Origin of the sequence: Cryobacterium glucosi (assembly GCF_004402235.1) — a bacterium.
Classification (GTDB): domain Bacteria; phylum Actinomycetota; class Actinomycetes; order Actinomycetales; family Microbacteriaceae; genus Cryobacterium; species Cryobacterium glucosi.
On the sequence record NZ_SOFS01000023.1, the window covers coordinates 53,515 to 75,095 of the forward strand.

Annotated in this window: 15 protein-coding genes and 1 tRNA gene; 11 read left to right on the plus strand and 5 right to left on the minus strand. The window is 67.4% G+C overall.

Annotation, left to right across the window (positions count from 1 at the left end; genetic code table 11):
- Window positions 1-8 precede the first annotated feature (8 nt).
- The 9 genes from E3O46_RS11735 to adhE all read left to right on the plus strand — a co-directional run bounded on the left by E3O46_RS11735 (window position 9) and on the right by adhE (window position 12,745).
- Entirely contained in the window at window positions 9-1,391 is a 1,383-nt protein-coding gene (locus E3O46_RS11735; RefSeq protein WP_166791067.1) for a sensor histidine kinase, read from the plus strand.
- A gap of 84 nt (window positions 1,392-1,475) precedes the next feature.
- On the plus strand, window positions 1,476-3,014 hold the full coding sequence (locus E3O46_RS11740; RefSeq protein WP_134559473.1) for a glycosyltransferase family 39 protein: 1,539 nt from the start codon (window positions 1,476-1,478) through the stop codon (window positions 3,012-3,014).
- Window positions 3,015-3,019: 5 nt separating this feature from the next.
- Entirely contained in the window at window positions 3,020-3,760 is a 741-nt protein-coding gene (locus tag E3O46_RS11745; RefSeq protein WP_134561746.1) for a polyprenol monophosphomannose synthase, read from the plus strand.
- Between the two features lie 187 nt (window positions 3,761-3,947).
- Complete coding sequence (locus E3O46_RS11750) at window positions 3,948-4,664, plus strand: NUDIX hydrolase (RefSeq protein WP_134445839.1); 717 nt, start codon at window positions 3,948-3,950, stop codon at window positions 4,662-4,664.
- A gap of 44 nt (window positions 4,665-4,708) precedes the next feature.
- The gene (gene nadA / locus E3O46_RS11755; RefSeq protein ID WP_134445840.1) at window positions 4,709-6,034 is read left to right on the plus strand and encodes a quinolinate synthase NadA; all 1,326 of its coding nucleotides are present in this window, start codon (window positions 4,709-4,711) and stop codon (window positions 6,032-6,034) included.
- The gene (nadB, locus tag E3O46_RS11760) at window positions 6,031-7,740 is read left to right on the plus strand and encodes an L-aspartate oxidase (RefSeq protein ID WP_241975387.1); all 1,710 of its coding nucleotides are present in this window, start codon (window positions 6,031-6,033) and stop codon (window positions 7,738-7,740) included. Before nadA ends, nadB begins: the two co-directional genes overlap by 4 nt.
- Window positions 7,734-8,618, plus strand: coding sequence for a carboxylating nicotinate-nucleotide diphosphorylase (nadC, locus tag E3O46_RS11765; RefSeq protein ID WP_134445841.1), 885 nt, complete (start codon window positions 7,734-7,736; stop codon window positions 8,616-8,618). Before nadB ends, nadC begins: the two co-directional genes overlap by 7 nt.
- Before the next feature lie 35 nt (window positions 8,619-8,653).
- Entirely contained in the window at window positions 8,654-9,799 is a 1,146-nt protein-coding gene (locus tag E3O46_RS11770; RefSeq protein WP_134559476.1) for a cysteine desulfurase family protein, read from the plus strand.
- 216 nt (window positions 9,800-10,015) lie between these two features.
- Complete coding sequence (gene adhE, locus E3O46_RS11775) at window positions 10,016-12,745, plus strand: bifunctional acetaldehyde-CoA/alcohol dehydrogenase (RefSeq protein WP_134445843.1); 2,730 nt, start codon at window positions 10,016-10,018, stop codon at window positions 12,743-12,745.
- 77 nt (window positions 12,746-12,822) lie between these two features.
- Here adhE and E3O46_RS11780 read toward each other — a convergent pair whose 3' ends face one another.
- Window positions 12,823-14,322: a CoA-acylating methylmalonate-semialdehyde dehydrogenase gene (locus tag E3O46_RS11780; RefSeq protein ID WP_241987402.1), complete on the minus strand. Its 1,500-nt coding sequence runs from the start codon at window positions 14,320-14,322 to the stop codon at window positions 12,823-12,825.
- 97 nt (window positions 14,323-14,419) lie between these two features.
- Between E3O46_RS11780 and E3O46_RS11785 the strand changes: the two genes are divergently transcribed.
- Window positions 14,420-15,043 carry a LysE family transporter gene (locus E3O46_RS11785; protein WP_134445845.1) on the plus strand — a complete coding sequence of 208 codons (624 nt, stop codon included), beginning with the start codon at window positions 14,420-14,422 and terminating at the stop codon, window positions 15,041-15,043.
- Window positions 15,044-15,073: 30 nt separating this feature from the next.
- On the opposite strand, the gene E3O46_RS11790 is transcribed toward E3O46_RS11785, so the two are convergent.
- The 4 genes from E3O46_RS11790 to E3O46_RS11805 all read right to left on the minus strand — a co-directional run bounded on the left by E3O46_RS11790 (window position 15,074) and on the right by E3O46_RS11805 (window position 20,073).
- Entirely contained in the window at window positions 15,074-15,541 is a 468-nt protein-coding gene (locus E3O46_RS11790) for a GNAT family N-acetyltransferase (RefSeq protein ID WP_134445846.1), read from the minus strand.
- Between the two features lie 120 nt (window positions 15,542-15,661).
- Window positions 15,662-15,735 (minus strand) — tRNA-Met (locus E3O46_RS11795).
- A gap of 177 nt (window positions 15,736-15,912) precedes the next feature.
- Window positions 15,913-18,813, minus strand: a complete 2,901-nt coding sequence (locus tag E3O46_RS11800) for a UPF0182 family membrane protein (RefSeq protein WP_174775130.1) — start codon at window positions 18,811-18,813, stop codon at window positions 15,913-15,915.
- Window positions 18,814-18,939: 126 nt separating this feature from the next.
- Window positions 18,940-20,073 (minus strand): YlbL family protein, encoded by a 1,134-nt coding sequence (locus tag E3O46_RS11805; protein ID WP_241975389.1) that lies wholly within the window; start codon window positions 20,071-20,073, stop codon window positions 18,940-18,942.
- 129 nt (window positions 20,074-20,202) lie between these two features.
- On the opposite strand from E3O46_RS11805, the gene E3O46_RS11810 reads away from it, so the two are divergent.
- Window positions 20,203-21,576 (plus strand): zinc-dependent metalloprotease, encoded by a 1,374-nt coding sequence (locus tag E3O46_RS11810; RefSeq protein ID WP_370294914.1) that lies wholly within the window; start codon window positions 20,203-20,205, stop codon window positions 21,574-21,576.
- Window positions 21,577-21,581: the final 5 nt, after the last annotated feature.

Genomic DNA, 21,581 nt, shown 5'->3' on the forward strand with positions numbered 1-21,581 from the left:
GCACGTCCATGAGGTTGCCAGGGCTGTCGATCCGGGCCCGCATCACCGTCGGCAGTCTCGTGATCGCCGCTGTCCTGTTCAGCGGTGCAGCGGTGTTCTTCCGCGGCGAGGTCCAGGCGATCCTGATCGAGACGACGACGACACTGCTGCACAGCGACGCTGCCCCGATCGTGACGGACCTGATCCGCAACCCGACCGAACCCATCGACGGCCCGAGCGAGGGCCAGCTCATCGCGATCGTCGGTCCGGACGGCCAGATCTCCAAGTCCTCGCTGCCGATGGCGCTGCGGAAACGCGTGAGTGAGCTCGCGACGATCGGCGAGACGCCGCAGACGATCGACGCGGGCAACGCCAGGTACCTTGTCGCCGCGACGACGGCCGTGACCAACCAGGGCAACTGGGTCGTCATCACGGCGCGGAACGAGGAGGCACTCGGCTTGCTGCTCGACGAACTGGGCCGGGTGCTCATCATGGGCACCGTGCTGCTGACCGTGGGATTCGGCCTCGCCTCGTGGCTGCTCACCGGCGCGGCCCTCCGCCCGGTGAACCGGCTGCGCAAGGAGGCGGAGAGCCTGAGCACGACCGGGTCGTCCGCGCAACTGCTCGTCCCGGCGGGCAGGGACGAGGTCAGCCGCCTCGCGGTCACGCTCAATGACTTCATCTCCCGGCTGCGCCGCAGTCTCGACAGGGAGAAGCAGGTGGTGTCGGATGCGAGCCACGAGTTGCGCACTCCCCTCGCCGTGCTCAAGGCGCAGCTCGAGCTCGCGCATCTCAATTCCGGCGACGCTCCGGCCCTCGAGGCGGACATCGACGACGCCTCCCGCACCGTGGACCGCCTCTCCCGGCTCGCGACGAACCTGCTGGAACTGTCCAAGCTCGAGAGCCAGCAGGCCCCGCCGGAGTGCGGCTGGGAGAACCTGATCGCCGAGATCTCGGCCTCGGTCGACCGCGCAAGGGTGGTTCGCAACGGGGAGGATCTCGACGTCGACTACGAGATCGAGGGCGAGGACCCGACCGGCCGCTATGCGATCTCGGTGACCAACGTCGGGCAGCTCATCGACAATCTCATCTCGAACGCCATCAACGCCATGGGCGGCCGCGGCGCCGTGACCGTCACGCTCCGCAGCCTCGCAGAGGGTGCCATGCTGAGCGTCGTGGACACGGGGCCCGGCATGCCGGAATCGTTCATCCCGGTGGCCTTCGACCGGTTCTCCCGGCCGGAACAGTCCCGCGCGAGCGGCTCGATCGGGTCGGGGCTCGGCCTCGCGATCGTGCACGCCATCGTGACGCGGGCGAAGGGAACCATCAGCCTGCGCAACACGGGGACGGGCCTGGCCATCGACATCCGCCTGCCGCGAAGCACCCGCACCGGACAGGGCCCGCGGGCCTGACGACAGCGCCAAACTGAGAGCCTTCGCAGGCGCCCGACACCGGGTCGTCGGGAAACCCCCGACCGGGTGGCATAACGTAATGGGGTGACTTATCTGCCCGCGACCCATGATCCAGAGCTGCGCCCGCAGCGGCGATCCTGGCCCACCCACCGGCAGCTGGCCCCGCTGTACGTCGGTGTTCTCGGCCTGTTGATCTCCGCCGCGGCGGCCTGGAACCCGTCCTATTGGGGCGATGAAGCCGCGAGCGTGATGTCCGCGGAGCGTTCGTTGCCCTCCCTGTTCCGGATGCTCGGCACGATCGATGCCGTTCATGGCACCTATTACCTGATGCTGCACTTCTGGATCGACCTCTTCGGTGCGTCCGAGTTCTCCACCAGGCTCCCGAGCGCGATTGCGATCGGTGTCGCAACGGCGGGAACGTTCGTCCTCGCCCGGATGCTGACCGGGGCCAGGGTCGCCTGGATCGCAGCCCTCGTCTTCGCGGTACTTCCCCGGGTGACGTACATGGGCGCAGAGGCGCGATCGACGGCGCTCGCGACGGCTATCGCCGTGTGGCTCGTCGTGCTGCTCGTGCATCTGGTCCGCGCAGGGACGGCGAGCCGGTCGACCCAGAGCTGGCTCTGGATCGGCTTCACCGCGCTCTTCGCCCTCGGAATCTATGTCTTCCTCTACGTCGCGCTTCTCGTCCCCGTACTCGGGATCGCGGTGTTCCTGCTCGCGCCCGATCGGGCCCGGCGACGCGGACAGCTGATGGCCTGGTCGGGCGCGACCGTCGTCGGTCTCATCATCGCTTCCCCGGTCCTGTTCGCGGGCGTCAGTCAGAAGGACCAGCTCTCGTTCATCGGGCGGCGAGCCCAGACGGGCGTGCTCGACGCGGCCGTCAACCAGTGGTTCGGCAACGTGCCCGCGGCGGTCATCGCCTGGGCTCTGATCCTGCTCGCGGTCGTTCTCGCCTGGTTCAGTCGCGGAAGGGTGCCCGCCCTCGAGCGGAACAGGGCAGCGTTGGGCGTGATGCTCGCCTGGATGCTCGTGCCGAGTGCGGCTCTGCTGATCGGCACGCATGTCGTCACGCCGATGTACTCGCTACGGTACCTCTCCATCTGCACGCCGGCCGCAGCAATCGCGCTCGGGATCGCCGTGGCCTGGATCAGGCCCCGCTGGGCCGGGATCGCGGCACTCGTACTACTCGTCGTCGCCGTGGTGCCGAGTTACGTCGACCAGCGCGGCCCGTACGCCAAGAACGCCGGGAGCGACTGGCGCCAGGCCGCATCCATCGTCCAGGCCGGTGCGCACCCCGGAGACGCGATCGTGTTCGACGAGAGCGTGCGGCCCTCACGGAAGCCGCGGCTCGCGCTGCACCTGTACCCGGCATCCTTCACCGGGCTGCGCGACGTGACCCTCGACACGGCCTATGGGGACACCGGATCGCTCTGGGACACCACCCGGCCGCTCACGAGCGTCCTGGATTCACTCGCGGGCACGGATACGGTATGGCTGGTGCAGTATTCGGGCAGCAGTGAAGAAAAAGCGGGCACCGACCTGCACACGCTGCAAGACCTGGGATTTTCCGTCGCCTCAACGGCCACGGTCGTACACACAACAATCACCGAACTGACAAGGTAGTTTTCATGGCACAGACACTGGTCATCATCCCGACCTACAACGAACGCGAGAACATCAATCCGATCGTGGCCAGGGTGCGCGCGAGCGTCCCGTCCGCGGACATCCTCGTCGTCGACGACGCCTCCCCCGATGGCACCGGCCAGCTCGCCGATGCCATCGCCGCAGCGGACTCCCAGGTGCACGTCCTGCACCGCACGAAGAAGAACGGCCTCGGAGCGGCCTACCTCGAGGCCTTCGGCTGGGGCCTGTCCCGCGGCTACGACGAGCTCGTGCAGCTCGATTCGGACGGTTCGCACCAGCCTGAGCAGCTCCCCGACCTGCTGGCGGCGGCGAAGACCGCCGACGTCGTGATGGGATCGCGCTGGGTTCCTGGCGGAGCCGTGCAGAACTGGCCGTGGCACCGCCGCGCGCTGTCCCGCGGTGGATCGACATACTCACGCCTCGTGCTCCGGCTCCGCCAGCACGATGTCACAGGCGGCTACCGCGTCTACACGGCGCATGCCCTCGAACGCATGGACCTCGAGAGCGTCGAGAGCCTGGGCTATTGCTTCCAGATCGACATGCTGCTCACGAGCGTGCGGGCCGGCCTGACCGTCGTCGAGGTGCCGATCACCTTCGTCGAGCGTGTGCTCGGCTCATCCAAGATGAGCGGAAGCATCGTCGTCGAAGCGATGGCCCGCGTCACCCTGTGGGGCCTCACGGGCAAGGGCGCCCGTCGGTCCGTCGTTGCCGCCGCCAAGAACTGAGCCGCGCGTTCCGAATTCAGGAGTCGAGCCATCTTGACGCCGGAACCCGGCCGATAAACCGGTTCAGACCAGTCCTACTCCTGAATTCGGAACAGGAACGAAGTCGGGGGCGACTTCGGGTCAGAATGACTATATGATGGGTTCACCCAGTTAGAGTCATACTGACCTTTACCTAGTGGATGCCCCCATGAGCGCTCAAGCCGCTGTCGCACTCGCCGTGTCGACCGTGATCTTCGCCCTGCGCTCCGACGCGGAATCCGACTTCAAGACGCTGTGGCTCCCCCTGGTCCGCCGCACCAGGGACCCATACCTCGACCAGTGGGCGTTGCCGGGCGGCGGGCTGCCCGGCGACGAGGAACTCGCCGCGGCCGCCGCCCGTACCCTGCACGAGACAACCGGCCTCGCGCCCAGGTACCTCGAGCAGCTCTATACCTTCGGCGATCCGGGCCGCTCTGCCGGCGGCCGCGTGGTGTCCGTCGTCTACTGGGCCCTCGTCGAGTCCGGTGAGGCCGACCTCGCCGTCGTCGGCGACAATGTGCGCTGGTTCGCCGCAGACCGCCTGCCGCGGCTCGCCTTCGACCACAACCGGATCGTCGAGTACGCCCTCTGGCGGCTGCGGACCAAGGTCGAGTATTCCCGGATCGCCCACGCCTTCCTCGGCGAGACCTTCACGCTCTCCCAGTTGCGCGACGTGCACGAGGCCGTGCTTCAGAAGTCCCTCGACCCGGCCAATTTCCGTCGCACGATCGAGGCATCCGGTTCCATCGTCGACACCGGCGAACGCGTCGCGGGCACCCGGCACCGTCCGCCCCGTCTCTACCGGTACAACGACTCCGGACGACAGGGCGAACCGGATCCTTTCGGGCCGGAACCCGCGACCGCCGCCATCCCCACCACGAACTGAATCACCGTGTACAACGCTTTTTGTGAAAATCGAGGAGTTACAGCATGACCATCGCATCGGTCGACCGCACCATTCGTCTGATCAGCACGGGCACCGCGCCCGGAAGCACCTGCAGCCCGCAGCTGGCCGCAGGCCCCTGGGAATTCGACTCCGGCACCCCCGGCTACGGCCCAGGGTCCTCGATGGGCGATGTGCTCCCGACCGGGTCCCCGCGCCAGGGCGCGCTGCCCGAGCGCTACCGGACCGCCTCCGCAGAGGAACTCGACGCGCGCATCCGCTCGGCCAAGGCCACCCTCGGCGACCGGGTCGTGATTCTCGGGCACTTCTACCAGCGCTCGGAGGTCCTCGAGCACGCCGACTTCGTCGGTGACTCCTTCCAGCTCGCGCAGGCGACGAAGAGCCGCCCCGATGCCGAGGCGATCGTCTTCTGCGGCGTGCACTTCATGGCCGAGACCGCAGACCTCCTCTCCGGGCCCGACCAGGCGGTCATCCTGCCCAACCTCGCCGCCGGCTGTTCGATGGCGGACATGGCCGACATCGACTCGGTCACCGACTGCTGGGAACAGCTCGAAGAACTCTACGGAACCGAGGCGGATGCCTCCGGCCGGGTCCCGGTGATCCCGGTCACCTATATGAATTCCTCGGCGGCCCTCAAAGCGTTCTGCGGCGCCAACGGCGGCATCGTCTGCACCTCCTCGAACGCCGAGACCGTGCTGAAGTGGGCCTTCGAACGCGGCCAGCGGGTACTCTTCTTCCCCGACCAGCACCTCGGCCGCAACACCGCGAAGGCGATGGGCATCCCGCTCGAGCGGATGCCGATGTGGAACCCGCGTAAGCCACTCGGCGGCAGCACCGGGACCGAACTGGAGGCCGCCCAGGTCATCCTGTGGCACGGATTCTGCAGTGTGCACAAGCGCTTCACCGTCGACCAGATCACCACCGCCCGTGCAGAGCACCCCGGGGTGCGTGTCATCGTGCACCCGGAGTGCCCGATGGCGGTCGTCGACGCCGCCGACGAATACGGCTCCACCGACTACATCAAGAAGGCCATCGAGGCCGCCCCTGCCGGATCGACCTTCGCGATCGGCACCGAGATCAACCTCGTGCAGCGCCTCGCGGCTGAGCACCCCGAGCACACCATCTTCTGCCTCGACCCCGTCGTCTGCCCGTGCTCGACGATGTACCGCATCCACTCCGGCTATCTCGCCTGGGTGCTCGAAGCCCTCGTCGGCGATGCCGGGCAGCCGCCCGCCGTGCTCAACCGCATCGAGGTCCCCGCGACCGACGCGACGAACGCCAGGGTCGCCCTCGAGCGGATGCTTACCGCGCGTCCTCCCGTCGGCGCACCGGTGAGCGGAGCACGCGCGTGACGCCCGCAGCACCGATCGCACCCGTCGCACCATCGCTCCGGATCCTCGTGATCGGGAGCGGCCTCGCCGGACTCATCGCCGCGGTGCGCGCGACCGACGCGGGTCATTCCGTCACCCTGGTCACCAAGCAGGGACTCCCGGACAGCAACACCCGCTATGCCCAGGGCGGCATCGCCGCGGCCATGTTCCCCGACGACTCGGTGGACCTGCACATCCTCGATACCCTCCGCGCCGGGGCAGGCCTCTGCGACCCGGCGGCCGTCGAGGTGCTCTGCGGCGAAGGGCCTGCCAGGGTCCGCGACCTGATCCGCTTCGGCGTCGACTTCGACAAGGACGACTCCGGCGTGACGCGCGGGCTCGAGGCCGCCCACTCCCGCTCCCGGGTGCTGCACGCCGGCGGGGACGCGACCGGCGCCGCGATCGAAGCCGCACTCGTTTCGACCGTCCGCGAACGGGCCGCCCGCTCGGCCCAGACCCCGGGTATCCCGCGCGTCCAGCTCCGTGAGCACACCATGCTCGTCGACCTCCTCGTCGCGGGCGACCGGGTGACCGGCGCCTCCCTGCTCGGACCGGACGGGCTCGTGCACCGGGCCGACGCCGACGCGGTGATCCTCGCCACCGGCGGGGCGGGCTCGCTCTTCCCGCACACCACCAATCCCGCGCTCGCGACCGGCGACGGCGTCGCAGCGGCCTGGCGCGCCGGCGCGGCGATCGCCGACCTCGAGTTCTACCAGTTCCACCCGACCGCCCTCGCGGTGCCGGGAACCCCGCTCGTCTCCGAGGCGGTCCGCGGCGAGGGCGCCGTGCTCCTGAACGCTCGCGGCGAGCGCTTCATGCTCGCCATCCACCCCGGCGCCGAACTCGCCCCCCGCGACATCGTCGCCCGCAGCATCGCCCGCGAAATGTCCGCCCAGGGCGGCACACCCGTGCTCCTCGACGCGACCGGCCTCGGCAGGGAACTCCTCGAAACCCGCTTCCCCACGATCACGGCCGCGTGCCTCGCCGCCGGGATCGACTGGGCCGTCGAGCCCATCCCCGTCGCACCCGCCGCCCACTACTGGATGGGTGGCGTCAGCACCGACCTGTGGGGCCGCACCTCACTGCCCGGCCTCTACGCCGTCGGCGAGACCGCACGAACCGGGACCCACGGCGCCAACCGCCTCGCCTCGAACTCCCTGTTGGAGGCCGCGGTCTTCGCCGACCGAGCCGTGCGCGCCCTCGGCACTGGCCAGGTCGACGCCGACGGCAGGCGCCTGCCGCCAGTGCCGGCCTCCAGCGGCACGGCCGACGCGACCGTTCCCGCCAGGGCCGTCGACGGACCCGGCGCGCATGTCGACCGCGCCGAACTCCAGCGCCTGATGTGGGACGCGGCCGGTGTGCTGCGCGACGGTGACGGGCTCGCCGCGGCATCCGCTGCCCTCGCCGGCTGGAAGCACCCGGCACCCGCCGGTCAGGACGCGACCCCGGCCGACCGGGTGCGCGCCGTCGAAGACGCCAACCTGCTCGACCTGGCGAGGGTCACCGTGGCCTCCGCGTTCGCCCGCGAGGAATCCCGGGGCGCGCACTACCGCGCCGATTTCCCCGAGAGCCGGCCGGAGCTGGCCCACAGCCAGGCGTGGGTGCGACCCGCCGATTCCGACGATCCGTTCCTCGTGCTCGAATCCCCTGAACGCGCCAGAGAGGCCGAGGAGGCCATCGCATGCTGAGCACCACCGCCATCGACACCGTGGTGCGCGCCGCACTCGACGAGGACGCCCCCTGGGGCGACCTGACCTCCGAGGTGCTCATCCCCGCAGACGCCACGGCGACCGCGAGGCTCGTCGCCCGCGAACCCGGCGTTTTCAGCGGCAGCGCCGTCTTCGAATCCGCCTTCCGGCTCACCGACCCCGCCATCGCGGTCACGCTGCTCACAACCGACGGCACTCCCTTCGCGACCGGCGACGTGCTCGCAGAGGTCGCCGGCCCCGCCAGGGGCATCCTCCAGGCCGAACGCATCGGCCTGAACTTCGTGCAGCGGATGAGCGGCATCGCGACGCTCACCGCCCGGTACGTCGCCGAGACCGCCGGCACCCGCGCCCGCATCGTCGACACCCGCAAGACCACGCCGGGGCTGCGGGCCTTCGAACGCACCGCCGTCCGCGACGGCGGCGGCCACAACCACCGCTTCAGCCTCTCCGACGCGGTCATGGCCAAGGACAACCATCTCGCCGTCCTGCAGTCCGGCGGGCTTGGCCTCACCGAGGCGCTCCTGCTCGTGCGCGACCGGATCTCGCACACCACCCACCTCGAGGTCGAAGTGGACCGCATCGACCAGATCGAAGCCGTGCTCGCGGCCCGCGTCGACACGATCATGCTTGACAACTTCGACCCCGATCGGCTCGCGGAAGGCGTGCGCCTGGTCGCAGGCCGCGCCATCGTCGAAGCGAGCGGCGGCGTGAACCTCGACACGGTCCGGGCCATCGCGTTATCCGGCGTCGACGTCATCTCCGTCGGCGCGCTCACCCACAGCGTGCGCTCCCTCGACCTCGGCCTCGACGTCGTCGTGGTCGCCGGCACCGAACTCGACGGCGCCGTCCGGAACTGACCGCCGACCGCCAGCAGACACCCAAGGAGCCCGGAGTGATCTACCTCGACAACGCAGCGACGACGCCCGTGCGCCGCGAAGTCCTCGAGGCCATCTGGCCGTTGCTCACCACCGGCTTCGGCAATCCCTCGAGCCACCACCGGGTCGGCGAGGCCGCGGCGGCCGCCCTCGCCGACGCGCGCGCAACGGTCGCCGCCGTTCTCGGCTGCCGACCCGCCGAGGTGCTGTTCACGAGCGGCGGGACCGAGTCCGACAACCTCGCGATCAAGGGCATCGCCCTCGCCGCGCCGCGGGGCCGGCACCTGATCATTTCGGCGGTCGAGCACGAAGCGGTCCTCGAATCCTGCGACTACCTGCACCGGTTGCACGGCTTCGACGTGACCCTGCTGCCGGTGGATGCCCAGGGTCTCGTCGATCCGGCAGACCTCGCCCGTGCGCTCACCCCCGCCACGACCCTCGTCTCGGTGCAGTACGCCAACAACGAGGTCGGCACCGTGCAGCCGATCAGAGATCTGTCCGCGCTCGCCCGCGCCCAGGGCGTCCCGTTCCACACCGACGCCGTCCAGGCCGCCGGCTGGCTGCCACTGTCCGTCGCCGACCTCGGAGTCGATGCGCTCAGTATCTCCGGCCACAAGCTCGGGGCGCCCCAGGGAACGGGGGCGCTCTTCCTGCGACGCCGGGTACCGCTCGAACCCGTCCAGCATGGCGGCGGCCAGGAGCGCGGCAACCGGAGCGGCACCGAGAACGTCGCCGGAGCCGTAGCCCTCGCGACAGCGTTGCGGCTCGCCGAGACCGAACGCGCATCGAATGCTCCCAGGGTCGCGGCCCTCCGCGACACCTTCATCGCAGAAGTGCTCGGCGCGGCGCCGGGCGCACGCCTCACCGGGCATCCGCTGCAGCGCCTGCCCGGAACGGCGTCGTTCGTGTTCCCCGGCACGAGCGGGGAGGCCGTGCTGCTCGAGCTGGAAGGACACGGGATCGTCTGCTCGAGCGGCTCGGCGTGCGCGGCGGGCAGCGACGAACCCTCCCCCACCCTCACGGCCATGGGGCTTCCCGCGGAGGTCGCCCAGACCGCAGTCCGGTTCACCCTTGCCTCGTCGACGACCGGAGCAGAGCTCTCCGAAACGGCCCGGGCCGCCGGTCTCGCTGTCGCGACAATCCGAGGTCTCGGCCGACGCTGAATCGGGCCGTGGAATCTGCGGAATTTCTACGAATCGTAGAAATCGACTAGCCGATCACGTCGAATGAGAAACAGACGGCTAATCAGCCAAAATGCTCAATTGAAACGTCGCAATCCCGGCACCCTGCCCATCGTTAAAGATGCGTCCCTCGGCGCGGGGTCGTAAGCTTGCCTAAAGAGGCGAAAAGCCCAAGTTGGGCCGCCGAAGAGGGGCACCATGACCATTACGGACAAACCAGTCACTGAGTCACTTGCTAGCCAAATCGACTCACTCGTTCAGGGAGCACAGCAGGCGCTCACCGAATACGCTGACTTCACCCAAGAGCAGATCGACCACATCGTAAAAAAGGCCTCCGTCGCGGCCCTCAGCAAACATGCTGAGCTCGCCGTCCACGCAGTAGCCGAAACCGGTCGTGGCGTATTCGAGGACAAGGCCGTGAAGAACCTGTTCGCGTGCGAGCACGTCACGAACTCGATGCAGAATCTTAAGACCGTCGGCATTATCAGCCGCGACGCTATTACCGGAATTACAGAAATCGCCGAGCCGGTCGGTGTTATCGCAGGTATCACCCCGGTGACCAACCCCACCTCGACTGCAATCTTCAAATCCCTTATCGCCATTAAGACCCGCAACCCGATCATCTTCGGCTTCCACCCGGGAGCCCAGCAGTCTTCTGTCGCAGCTGCCCGCATTGTGCGCGACGCGGCAATCGCCGCCGGCGCCCCCAAGAACTGCGTGCAGTGGATCGAAGTTCCCTCCCTCGAGGCGAGCACGCTCCTGATGAACCACCCCGGTGTTGCGACCATCCTCGCGACCGGCGGCAACGCAATGGTCCGCGCCGCGTATTCCTGCGGCAAGCCGGCCCTCGGCGTTGGTGCGGGAAACGTTCCGGCATTCATCGAGAAGAGCGCCAAGCTCAAGCGTGCCGTCAACGACGTCGTGCTCTCGAAGTCCTTCGACTACGGCATGATCTGCGCTTCCGAGCAGGCCGTCATCATTGAAGAGCCGCTCTATGCAGAGGCACTCGTCGAATTCAAGAAGCTGCACGCGTACCTCGTGACCCCGGCGGAGAAGACCCTCCTCGAAGAGTTCATCTTCGGTGTCCAGGCACACTCGGAAAACTGTGGCGGCGCCAAGCTCAACGCTTCCGTCGTCGGCAAGTCGCCGGTGTGGATCGCGCAGCAGGCCGGATTCACCGTTCCCGAAGACACCTCGATCATCATGGTCGAGGTCGGCAGCGTCGGACCGCAGGAACCGATGACGCGCGAAAAGCTCGCCCCGGTGCTCGCGGTCCTGCACGCCAAGGATGCAGAAGAGGGCATCACGCTCTCCGAGCAGATGGTGGAATTCGACGGACTCGGCCACTCCGGATCGATCCACAGCGAGAACCCCGCGATCATCGAGGAATTCGGTATCCGCGTCAAGGCCGTCCGGATCATCACCAACGCCCCGAGCTCGCTCGGTGGCATCGGTGACATCTACAACGCCTTCATCCCCTCGTTGACGCTCGGCTGTGGCTCGTACGGACACAACTCCGTTTCGAACAACGTGTCGGCCATCAACCTCATCAACATCAAGCGGATCGGTCGAAGGAACAACAACTTGCAGTGGTTCAAGGTCCCCGCCAAGACGTACTTCGAGCCGAACGCCATCCGCTACCTGGCGGACATGCGCCACGTCGAACGCGTCACCATCGTCACCGACGCGACCATGACGAAGCTCGGCTTCGTTGACAAGATCCTCGACGTGCTCAACCGTCGCGAGAACCGCGTGTCCCTCCAGATCATCGACAACGTGCTCCCCGAGCCGACCGTCGCCGCGGTCAAGAAGGGTGCAGAGGAAATGCGCGCCTTCAAGCCCGACACGATCATCGCCCTCGGTGGCGGTTCGCCCATGGACGCCGCGAAGGTCATGTGGCTCCTGTACGAACACCCCGAAATCGAATTCGCCGACATGAAGGAAAAGTTCTTCGACGTGCGCAAGCGCGCGTTCAAGTTCCCCGACCTCGGCGAACTGGCCCAGCTCGTCTGCATCCCGACCACCTCGGGTACCGGTTCGGAAATGACGCCGTTCGCGGTCATCACCGATGAGGTCTCCGGAGTCAAGTACCCGCTCGCGGACTACGCACTCCTGCCGAACGTCGCGATCATCGACCCCGCGCTCACCGCCGCAATGCCGTCCTTCCTCGTCGCCGACTCCGGCTTCGACGCTCTGACGCACGCGACAGAGGCTTACGTGTCGGTCTACGCGAACGACTTCACCGACGGCATGTGCCTGCACGCGATCAAGCTGATCTTCGAGAACATCGAGACCTCGGTCAACGGCACGCAGAACAGCACCGACGACAAGGTCATCAAGGCGCGCGAGAAGATGCACAACGCATCCTCGATCGCCGGCATGGCGTTCGGTAACGCGTTCCTCGGAATTTGTCACGCGATGGCTCACGTCACCGGCGCCCAGATGCACCTCATCCACGGACGAGTGAACGCGACCTACCTGCCGCACGTGATCCGCTACAACGGCAAGATCCCGACCAAGCTGACCAGCTGGCCCAAGTACGAGACCTACATCGCTCCCGAGCGCTTCCAGCAGATCGCGAAGCACCTGGGGCTGCCGGCCTCGACTCCTGAAGAGGGCATCGAGTCGTACGCGACCGCCGTTGAGAAGCTGCGCGACGCCGTGCACATCAAGCCGTCGTTCCAGGCCCAGGGTGTTGTGGAGGAAGACTTCATCGGTCGCCTCGACTCGCTCGCCATGGGTGCATACGGCGACCAGTGCGCACCGGCCAACCCGCGGATGCCGATGCTCGCCGACATGAAGACCATCATGGAGGCCGCGTACTACGGCACCTCGTTCGAAGAGGTTCGTGCCGGTCGTTCGGCCGCAGCGGCCGCCGCCGAGTCCAACACGGACGCCAAGAAGCCGGCCCGCAAGGCAGGCAAGTAGGTCTTCACCCGCTGAATCAGTACTGAAACAGGTTGGGCCCCGCACTTCGGTGCGGGGCCCAACCTGTTTTTCGGCTGTTATCGGTTCTGGGGGAAGCCCAGGTTGATGCCTCCGTGGCTCGGGTCGAGCCAGCGGCTGGTGATCGCCTTGCCGCGGGTGAAGAAGTGCACGCCCTCTGCGCCGTGGGCCTTGGTGTCACCGAACAGCGAGTTCTTCCAGCCGCCGAACGAGAAGTACGCGACCGGGACCGGGATGGGCACGTTGATGCCGATCATGCCCACCTCGATCTCGTTCTGGAACCGGCGCGCGGCCCCGCCATCGTTGGTGAAGATCGCGGTGCCGTTGCCGAACGCACCGGCGTTGATCAGGGCGACGCCCTCCTCGTAGGTGTCGACCCGGACGATGCCGAGCACCGGGCCGAAGATCTCCTCGGTGTACGCCTTCGAGGTGACGGGGAGGTGGTCGATCAGGGTCGGGCCGAGCCAGAACCCGTTCTTGTCTCCGTCGACCTCGATGCCGCGACCGTCGACGACGATCGTCGCGCCGTCATCCGCTGCGATCTCGATGTAGCTTGCGACCTTGTCGCGGTGAACTTCCGTGATGAGCGGGCCCATGTCGCACGAGCGACGCCCGTCACCGACGGTCAGGGCCGTCATCCGGGAAACGATCTTCCCGACCAGCTCGTCGGCGACCGGTTCAACCGCGACGACGACGCTGATGGCCATGCACCGTTCCCCGGCACTGCCGAAGCCGGCATTGACCGCCGAGTCCGCGACAAGGTCGAGGTCGGCGTCCGGAAGCACGAGCATGTGGTTCTTGGCGCCACCGAGTGCCTGCACCCGCTTGCCGTGCCGCGTGCCGGTCTCGTAGACGTAGCGGGCGATCGGGGTCGATCCGACGAAGGAGATCGCCTTGACGTCGGGGTGCGTGAGGAGGCCGTCAACGGCCACCTTGTCCCCGTGCAGGACCGTGAAGACGCCGTCGGGTAGACCGGACTCCTTGAGGAGCCTGGCGAGCCAGATGGCTGCGCTCGGGTCCTTCTCGCTCGGCTTGAGGATCACGGTGTTGCCGGCCGCGATGGCGATCGGGAAGAACCACATCGGCACCATGGCCGGGAAGTTGAACGGGCTGATGATGCCGACGACGCCGAGGGCCTGGCGGGTCGAGTACACATCGACGCCCGTGGCGACGTTCTCGGAGTATTCGCCCTTGAGCAGGTGCGGGATGCCGCAGGCGAATTCGACGACCTCGAGCCCCCGCGTGATCTCGCCGAGGGCATCGGAGAGCACCTTGCCGTGTTCACTCGTGAGGATCTCGGCCAGCTCACCCTTGCGGGCGTTGAGCAGTTCGCGGAACGTGAAGATGATCGACTGCCTCTTGGCGATCGACAGGTCGCGCCACGCCGGGAACGCGGCTTTGGCGGATGCGACGGCGGCTTCGATCTCGCCGGCGTCGGCGAGGGGGACGTCTTTCGTGATGGTGCCGAGGGCCGGGTCGAAGACCGGAGAAGTACGGCCGGACACCCCGGCGTGCTCGGCGCCATCGATCCAGTGCGGGACAACGGGTACTTCGCTCATGGCACTCATCTCTCTCGGACAACGACGTCGGGGAACGGGTCGATTCTGACACAACCCACCGCAATCCACGGGTTCAGGCAGGCCCTAGGCTGGAGCGGTGCAATTCTCCCTCTGGCTGGCCCTCGTGGGTGCGGGTGCGCTGATCAGTTTCACGCCCGGGGCTGGGGCGATCAACACCATGAGCAATGCCCTCAATTCCGGGTTCCGCCGCTCCATCTGGGGCATCCTCGGCCAACAGGCTGCACTGGTCGTGCACATCACGATCGTTGCCCTCGGCGTTGGGCTGCTCGTCGCCAATTCGCCTGTCGCATTCAACATCATCCGCTATGCGGGCGCCGCGTACCTCGTCTACCTGGGCATTCGGCAGTTCCTCGCGAAGCCGAGCCTGGACGCCGAGAGCGCCCGGGCTCTCCGTGACGAGCCGCGCTGGTCGATGTTCCGTCGCGGCCTGTGGGTGAACCTGCTCAATCCGAAGGCGATCGTCTTCTTCCTGGCCTTCCTCCCCCAGTTCATCCGGCTCGACCGCCCCGCGCTCCCGCAATACCTGATCGCGGCAGCCACGGTGATCGTGATCGACGTGCTCGTGATGTGGCTCTTCTTCGCGGGAACGGCGCGGTCATTCCAGCGCTTCACCAGGGACGCGCGCGGCCAGCGGGTACTCAACCGCATCTTCGGAGTTCTCTTCGTCGGCGTCGGCATTCTGCTCGCTGCGATCCACTGACCGATCACCGGCGGCCCACCGGAGTAAGGCTCACTCCCGAGCGAGCCGGATGGTCAGGAAGACGCTGCTGGGGTCGAGGGTGTACCCGGCGAACGGCGGGCATTCGACGAAGCCGGCGCGCAGGTACAGCCGCCGGGCCGGGGCGAAAGAGTCCTGGGTCCCGGTTTCCAGGCTGACGCGCCCGATGCGCCGGTGGAGTGCGTCGTCGAGGATGTGCGAGAGGAGCCCGGCCGCCACTCCGCGACCGCGCGCCTCCCGCGTTGTGCGCATGGACTTGAGCTCGGCGTGGTCACTCGTCAGCTCTTTCAGGGCCCCACAGCCGACCAGGGTGCCGCCTTCCCGAGCGGTCCAGAATCGGATCTCCGGTGCGGACAGGGCTTCGAGGTCGAGGGCGTGGACACTCTCGGCCGGCGAGGAGGCGAACATATCCGCAAGATGCTCGTCGAGCAGCCGATGGACGTCCGGTCGCGCAGGATCGTCCCTGTCGATGGTGAACATTCAGGCATGCCCGGTCTCGGCGTAGGCCAGGGGCCGGGTCGTGGGGCAGGTCATCCACCGAGGGTATCGGTTCCGGGTATGAAAAAAGCCCCCGGAACCTTACGGTTCCGGGGGCATCTGTTGCGGGGGCAGGATTTGAACCTACGACCTCTGGGTTATGAGCCCAGCGAGCTACCGAACTGCTCCACCCCGCGCTACAAGAAGTAGCTTATCACAGCCTTGAGGCCCAGTCGAACCACGCGGCGCCGTGCATGCTGCGCGGGTTCTGTGCCGGCGCTCGTGCGTTGTGCCACACGCACGGACGGCCGGCTCCCCGAGGGGAACCGGCCGTCACGACCACGGATGCTGTCCGCGGCCGGTGCTGCTGTCTGCTACTGGCCCAGCAGGGCGAGCATGCTCGCGACGGTGTCGGAGAGCTTCTTGTCCGCCACACCGTAGGCCGCGAAGTCGCCGGCGGTCAGCGCCGCCTGCTTGTCGGCAATAGCCTGCTTGGCGACGGCCAGGAGCGCCTGGAGCTGGGCATCCGTTGCCGGGTTGCCCGTCGTCGTCGAGGGTGTCGTGGTGCCGCCTGTCGTCGGCGTCGTCGTTCCGGTGGTCGGCACCGAAGTGTCACCGGCCTGCGCACCCGAACTGCCGCCGAAGAGCACGTCGAGCGCCTTGTTCAGGGTGTCCTCGAAGGCGATCTGGTCACCGAAGGCCACGAGAACCTTCTGCAGCAGCGGGTAGCTGGTCTCACCCGTCGACTGCACGTAGACCGGCTGCACGTACAGGAGCCCGCCACCGACGGGCAGCGTCAGCAGGTTGCCGTTGAGCACCTTCGACTGGCCCTGCTTCAACAGGTTGAGCTGGGTCGATACCGTCGGGTCGGCGTTGAACTTCGCCTGCACCTGGCCGGGGCCAGGCACCGTGTTCGCCTTCGGCAGGGTGAGCAGGCGGAGCTTTCCGTATTCCGCCGATCTGACTCCGTCGGTCGCGCCGGCATCCGAGTCGACGGCGAGGTACCCGGTGAGCACGTTCCGGCTCGTGGTACCCGTCGCGTCCGGGATGAAGGTCGAGTACAGGGTGAATGCCGGTTTCTCCGAACCGGGCACCTGCATCGTGAGGTAGTACGGGGGCTGGAGAGTCGTGTTCGTCGACGGCGACACCGGGTCGTTCGGCGTCGTCCACGCGTCGTCGTGCGAGTAGAACGAGCCGGGGTCTGTCACGTGATACTGGCTCAGGATGTGGCGCTGCACCTTGAAGAGGTCGGCCGGGTACCGGACGTGGCTCATCAGCTGGCCGCTCATATCGCTCATGGGCTTGACCGTGGACGGGAAGATCTTCTGCCACGTCTTCAGGATCGGGTCCGTGGTATCCCACGCGTAGAGGGTGACCGAGCCGTCATAGGCGTCGACCGTTGCCTTGACCGAGTTGCGCATGTAGTTGATTTTGTCGAGCGCGAACGGCTGTGCGGGCGTCTCGGTGTCCGTGATGGCGTCGCTCAGGCCGACCGGTGTCGAGTACGGGTAGTCCGCGCTCGTCGTGTAGCCGTCGACGATCCACTTGACCCGGCCGTCGACGACAGAGGGGTATGCGGAGGAGTCGAGGGTCAGGTAGGGGGCGACCTTCTGCACGCGCGTGACGGGGTCGCGGTCGTAGAGGATCTGCGACTGGTCGTTGACGTCGTTGGCGAGGAATATCTGCTCGGACTGGAACTTCAGCGCATAGATGAGTTTGTTGAACGCGTTGTCGAGCTTCGGACCGCCGTTGCCGGTGAACGTCGTGTAGGTCTGCTGGGCGCCATCGGTGCCGGACGGATAGTCGAGCTCGACGGGCTTGCTGTCCGCCGCGGCCCCGACGATCGAGTAGGTCGGTGAGTTCTCACCGAAGTAGATCCGCGGCTCGTAAGTTCCGAGCGATCCGGTCGTCGGGATGCCGGACTCGAGGAACACGGGCTGGCCGTCTGCCGAGCGCTGGTTGCCGTATGCCGCGACGACGCCGTACCCGTGGGTGTAGACGATCGTCGAGTTCACCCAGGTGTTCCCGGCGTTGAGCCCGGACAGCTTGAGATCACGGACGGAGACGACGGTGTCCTGGGACTTGCCGTCGATCGTGTACCGGTCCACATCGAGGTTCTTCGGGAACTGGTAATACTGCTTGAACTGTTCCAGCTGCGAGAAGGCGTCGCTCACGAGGGCCGGGTCGAGGATCCGGATGTTGGCGGTCGTCGTCGCGTCCGCCCGGAGTGCCCCTGGCTCTGCGGTCGTCGTCGCGTTGTACGGGACCTCGGTGACACCGGAGAGGTCGTATGCGTTCCGGGTGAGATCGATGTTCCGTTGGATGTACTCGGCCTCGAGGGACTTCGCGCTCGGGTCGACCTGGAAGCGCTGCACGACCCACGGGTAGAGGGAGCCGAGCAGGAGGCTTGTCACGATGAGGAGCGCCGTGCCGATCACGGGGAGGCGCCAGCGACCGATGATCGCCGTGACGAGGAAGAGGATGGCGACGACGGCGGCGATGCCGGCGAGGATCGCCCGTCCGGGGATGGTGGCGTGGGTGTCGGTGTAGCCGGCACCGGTGATCAGGTCGTTCGTGCTGGTGAGCGTCGAATACTGGTCGAGCCAGATGCTGAGCGCCTGCAGGACCAGGTAGAGACTCGCCGTGACGGCGATCTGGACGCGAGCGGCCTTGGACACGAGGATTTCGCGGCCGCTGACCCGGATCGACCCGTACAGGTAGGTGGTCGCGATCGCGACGATGGCCGAGATGAGGACGACGGCGGATGCGAAGCCGAGGAACGCCTGGAAGAACGGCAGGTCGAACAGGTAGAACGACACGTCGAGGTGGAACTGCGGATCGGTGGTGCCGGTGTCGGTGCGGTTCAGCCACATCAGCACGACCTGCCAGCGGGTGGCGGCGGCGACGCCGGCGAAAAGGCCGAGCAGAGCGGGGATGCCGTACATGGCGAGGCGGCGGAGCGGCTCGATGACCTGCTGGTAGCGGTCGAGCTGCGAGTTGAGCATCGCGTAGACAGGACGCATCCGGTAGGCGATCTGGATGCTGACGAAGACCGGGATCGCCATGGCGAGGAAGCCCACGAAGAAGAGAGCGGCTCCTGCCGCCCACTGGGTGGTCAGTACGCTCAGGAAGCCGAGCTGGTTGAACCAGAGCACATCGGCGTACAGGCCGGCGAACACAAAGAACAGGATCACCAGCCCCGCGATGATGGCGGCCGTAATGGCGAGGGGGGCACGACTCCTGCGAGGAGCGTTTCCGGTGGATTGTGACGTCACGAATGGGCCTCTTGGTCTGTAAATCGGCGGTCAGGCCTTATTCTAGACAGGGGTTCTGGGAGCAGGCCTGCCAGCCGGCCCCAAGCCGGCTCAGAGTTCCCTGCAAGGCCGCTGGGGTATCCCCCGTTATTGCACGGGGCAGTGCGGGAGTGCGCTCGTGTCCGCCCCGGACTTGATGGCGTCCAGCGCGGTGAGTGCCTGGTCGAGGGTCGTGACCGAGAAGACCGTGAGACCGTCCGGGATGTGCCCGGTGACCTCGTCGCAGTCGTCCGCGGGGGCGAGGAACCAGTCTGCTCCGGCGCTCCGGGCGCCTGCGAGTTTCTGGCGGATGCCGCCGATCGGGCCGACCGTGCCCGCCTGATCGATCGTGCCGGTACCCGCGACGTTCTCGCCGCCCTGGAGGAGCCCGGGGGTGAGCTTGTCGATGATGCCGAGCGCGAACATCATGCCGGCGCTCGGGCCGCCGACCTGGTCGAGCTGGATGGTGACCGTGAACGGGAACTGATACTCGGTCTTCACGTTGATCCCGATGATCGCGGAGCCGTCCGAGTCGACGGGGGTGACCGTGAGGTCCTGCGCGACGCCGCCGCGCACGATGCCGACAGTGGCCGGAACGCCGGCGCCGTTCGCCGTGAGCGCGGCACGGAGGGAGGCGATGTCGGTGACGGCGGCGCCGTTGACGGTGGCGATCTGGTCGTCCGCTTTGAGGACGCCCGTCGCCGGCGAACCGTCGGGCAGCGAAACAACCGAGACGATCGTCGGGTAGGTGTAGCCGAGGTTCGTCAGGGCGGCGGCGATCGCATCCTGCTGGGAGTTGACCATCTGCGCGGTGTTCTCCTCGTCGCGCTGCTGCGTCGTGGTGTTCGAGGGGAACGCCGCCTCGATCGGGATGACGGCCTGGCTGGAATCCAGCCACGCTCCGGCGACCTTGAGCCAGCTCGGGCGGTTGTCCGGGTTGCCGACGAGGGACACGGTGAGCATGTCCAGCGTTCCGTCGGTCGGGAAGGTCTCCGCGCCGTCGATGGTGATCAGGGGCCTGTCCGCACCGTCCTCAGAGATGGTCGAGCCGATGGTGTTGTAGACGGGGCCCGGCTTCTCGATCACGTATGGGGCCGGGGTGACGCCGAGGATGATGCCGCAGGCCAGGGCGATGCTGAGCACGATCCAACCGGCCTTGCTTGCACGCCGGGAGCGCGGCGATCGCTCTTCCCAGGTGGTGCCGGAGTCGGATGGCGTCGGGTCGTCGGTGAAGAGGGCCACCGGGCTCCTTCCAGGTTATGCCGGGCGTTCGCGGCAAGCGGACACCAGACCTCTCAGCGTAGGTCATTTCCCAGTTCGGGCCGGGCGTCTCGGACTAGCGTAGAAGCAAGCGACTGAGAGGTGCCTGAAGTGCCCGACGACTCCCGACCCGACGAGGGTCCCAACCCGGAAGACGAATTCCGGGACATGTTGCGCGACATCCTGTCGGGCAAGTCCTCCATCGATCCGAGCCAGCTCGCCGGAGCCGCCGGCCTGCCGGCAGACCCGGCCAGCATCAACGCTCTCATGCAGCAGTTGCAGGGTGCCCTCCGCGGCAACGGCGAGGGCGGCATCAGCTGGGACGCAGCGCTCACGCAGGGCCAGAACAAGGCGGCCGAGAGCCAGGTCTCGGTGACTCCCGCCGAGCACGCCGCCCTCGACCAGGCGTTCCACATTGCTGCGCTCTGGCTCGACGAGGTGACCGACATCGCCGAACTCACGGTGGTCCCGCGCCTTCTCACCCGCAAGGAGTGGGTCACGGAATCCATGCCGGTCTGGACCCAGTTGGCGGAGCCGGTCGCGAACAGCATCTCCGATTCCCTGACCAAGGTCCTCACCGACCAGGCGCCGGAGGAGCTCAAGGGCATGATGGCCGGCGCGAGCAAGATGATGCGCAGCATCGGAGGCACCCTCTTCGCCATGCAGCTCGGCCAGGTCGTCGGCCAGCTCGCGAGCGAGGTCGTCTCAGGAGGCGACATCGGCATCCCGCTCATGACCGACCAGCAGGCCGCCCTCGTGCCGCAGAACGTCGCGGCCTTCGGCGAAGACCTCGACGTGCCGATCGACCAGGTTCAGATCTACCTGGCCGTGCGGGAACTCGCCCACGCCAGGCTGTTCCGGCATTCGCGCTGGCTGCGCCTGCGGCTGATCAGCTCGATCACCGACTTCGCCCACGACATCAGCATCGACTCAGGGCGTCTCGAAGAACTCGCCGAGGGCTTCGACCCGTCCAACCCCGAGGAACTGCGGCAGGCGATCCTGAACGGATCGCTGATCCCGCCGAAGTCGGAGACCCAGCTCGCCGCCCTCGCGAGGCTCGAGACGATGCTCGCGCTCGTCGAAGGCTGGGTCGACGTCGTGACCGTCGAGGCCACGAGCAGGCTCCCCCGCGCCGATGCCATCAACGAGACCGTCAAGCGCCGTCGCGCCTCTGGCGGTCCGGCCGAGTCCGCGTTCTCGACCCTCGTCGGGCTCGAGCTGCGTCCGCGCCGGCTGCGCGAGGCTGCCGCGATGTGGCAGGCCGTGACGGATGCCGTCGGTAACGACGGTCGGGACGCGCTCTGGGCGCACCCCGACCTTCTGCCGACGTCAGCGGACCTCGACGACCCGAAGGCGCTCGTCGCGCGGCTGACGAGCACGGCCGCGAGCGTCGCGGCGGGCACGGAACCCGAACTCGACGAGGTCGACCAGGCGCTCGAGGACCTGCTGCGTGAGGACGGCCCCGACCGCCCCCACGAGGAGTAGCCCCG

Excerpts from the sequence above, each read along its gene's own strand:
- E3O46_RS11735 (WP_166791067.1), top strand. The coding sequence starts at position 9 with ATGAGGTTGCCAGGGCTGTCGATCCGGGCCCGCATCACCGTCGGCAGT.
- E3O46_RS11745 (WP_134561746.1), top strand. The coding sequence starts at position 3,020 with ATGGCACAGACACTGGTCATCATCCCGACCTACAACGAACGCGAGAAC.
- E3O46_RS11750 (WP_134445839.1), top strand. The coding sequence starts at position 3,948 with ATGAGCGCTCAAGCCGCTGTCGCACTCGCCGTGTCGACCGTGATCTTC.
- nadA (WP_134445840.1), top strand. The coding sequence starts at position 4,709 with ATGACCATCGCATCGGTCGACCGCACCATTCGTCTGATCAGCACGGGC.
- nadC (WP_134445841.1), top strand. The coding sequence starts at position 7,734 with ATGCTGAGCACCACCGCCATCGACACCGTGGTGCGCGCCGCACTCGAC.
- adhE (WP_134445843.1), top strand. The coding sequence starts at position 10,016 with ATGACCATTACGGACAAACCAGTCACTGAGTCACTTGCTAGCCAAATC.
- E3O46_RS11780 (WP_241987402.1), bottom strand. The coding sequence starts at position 14,322 with ATGAGCGAAGTACCCGTTGTCCCGCACTGGATCGATGGCGCCGAGCAC.
- E3O46_RS11790 (WP_134445846.1), bottom strand. The coding sequence starts at position 15,541 with ATGTTCACCATCGACAGGGACGATCCTGCGCGACCGGACGTCCATCGG.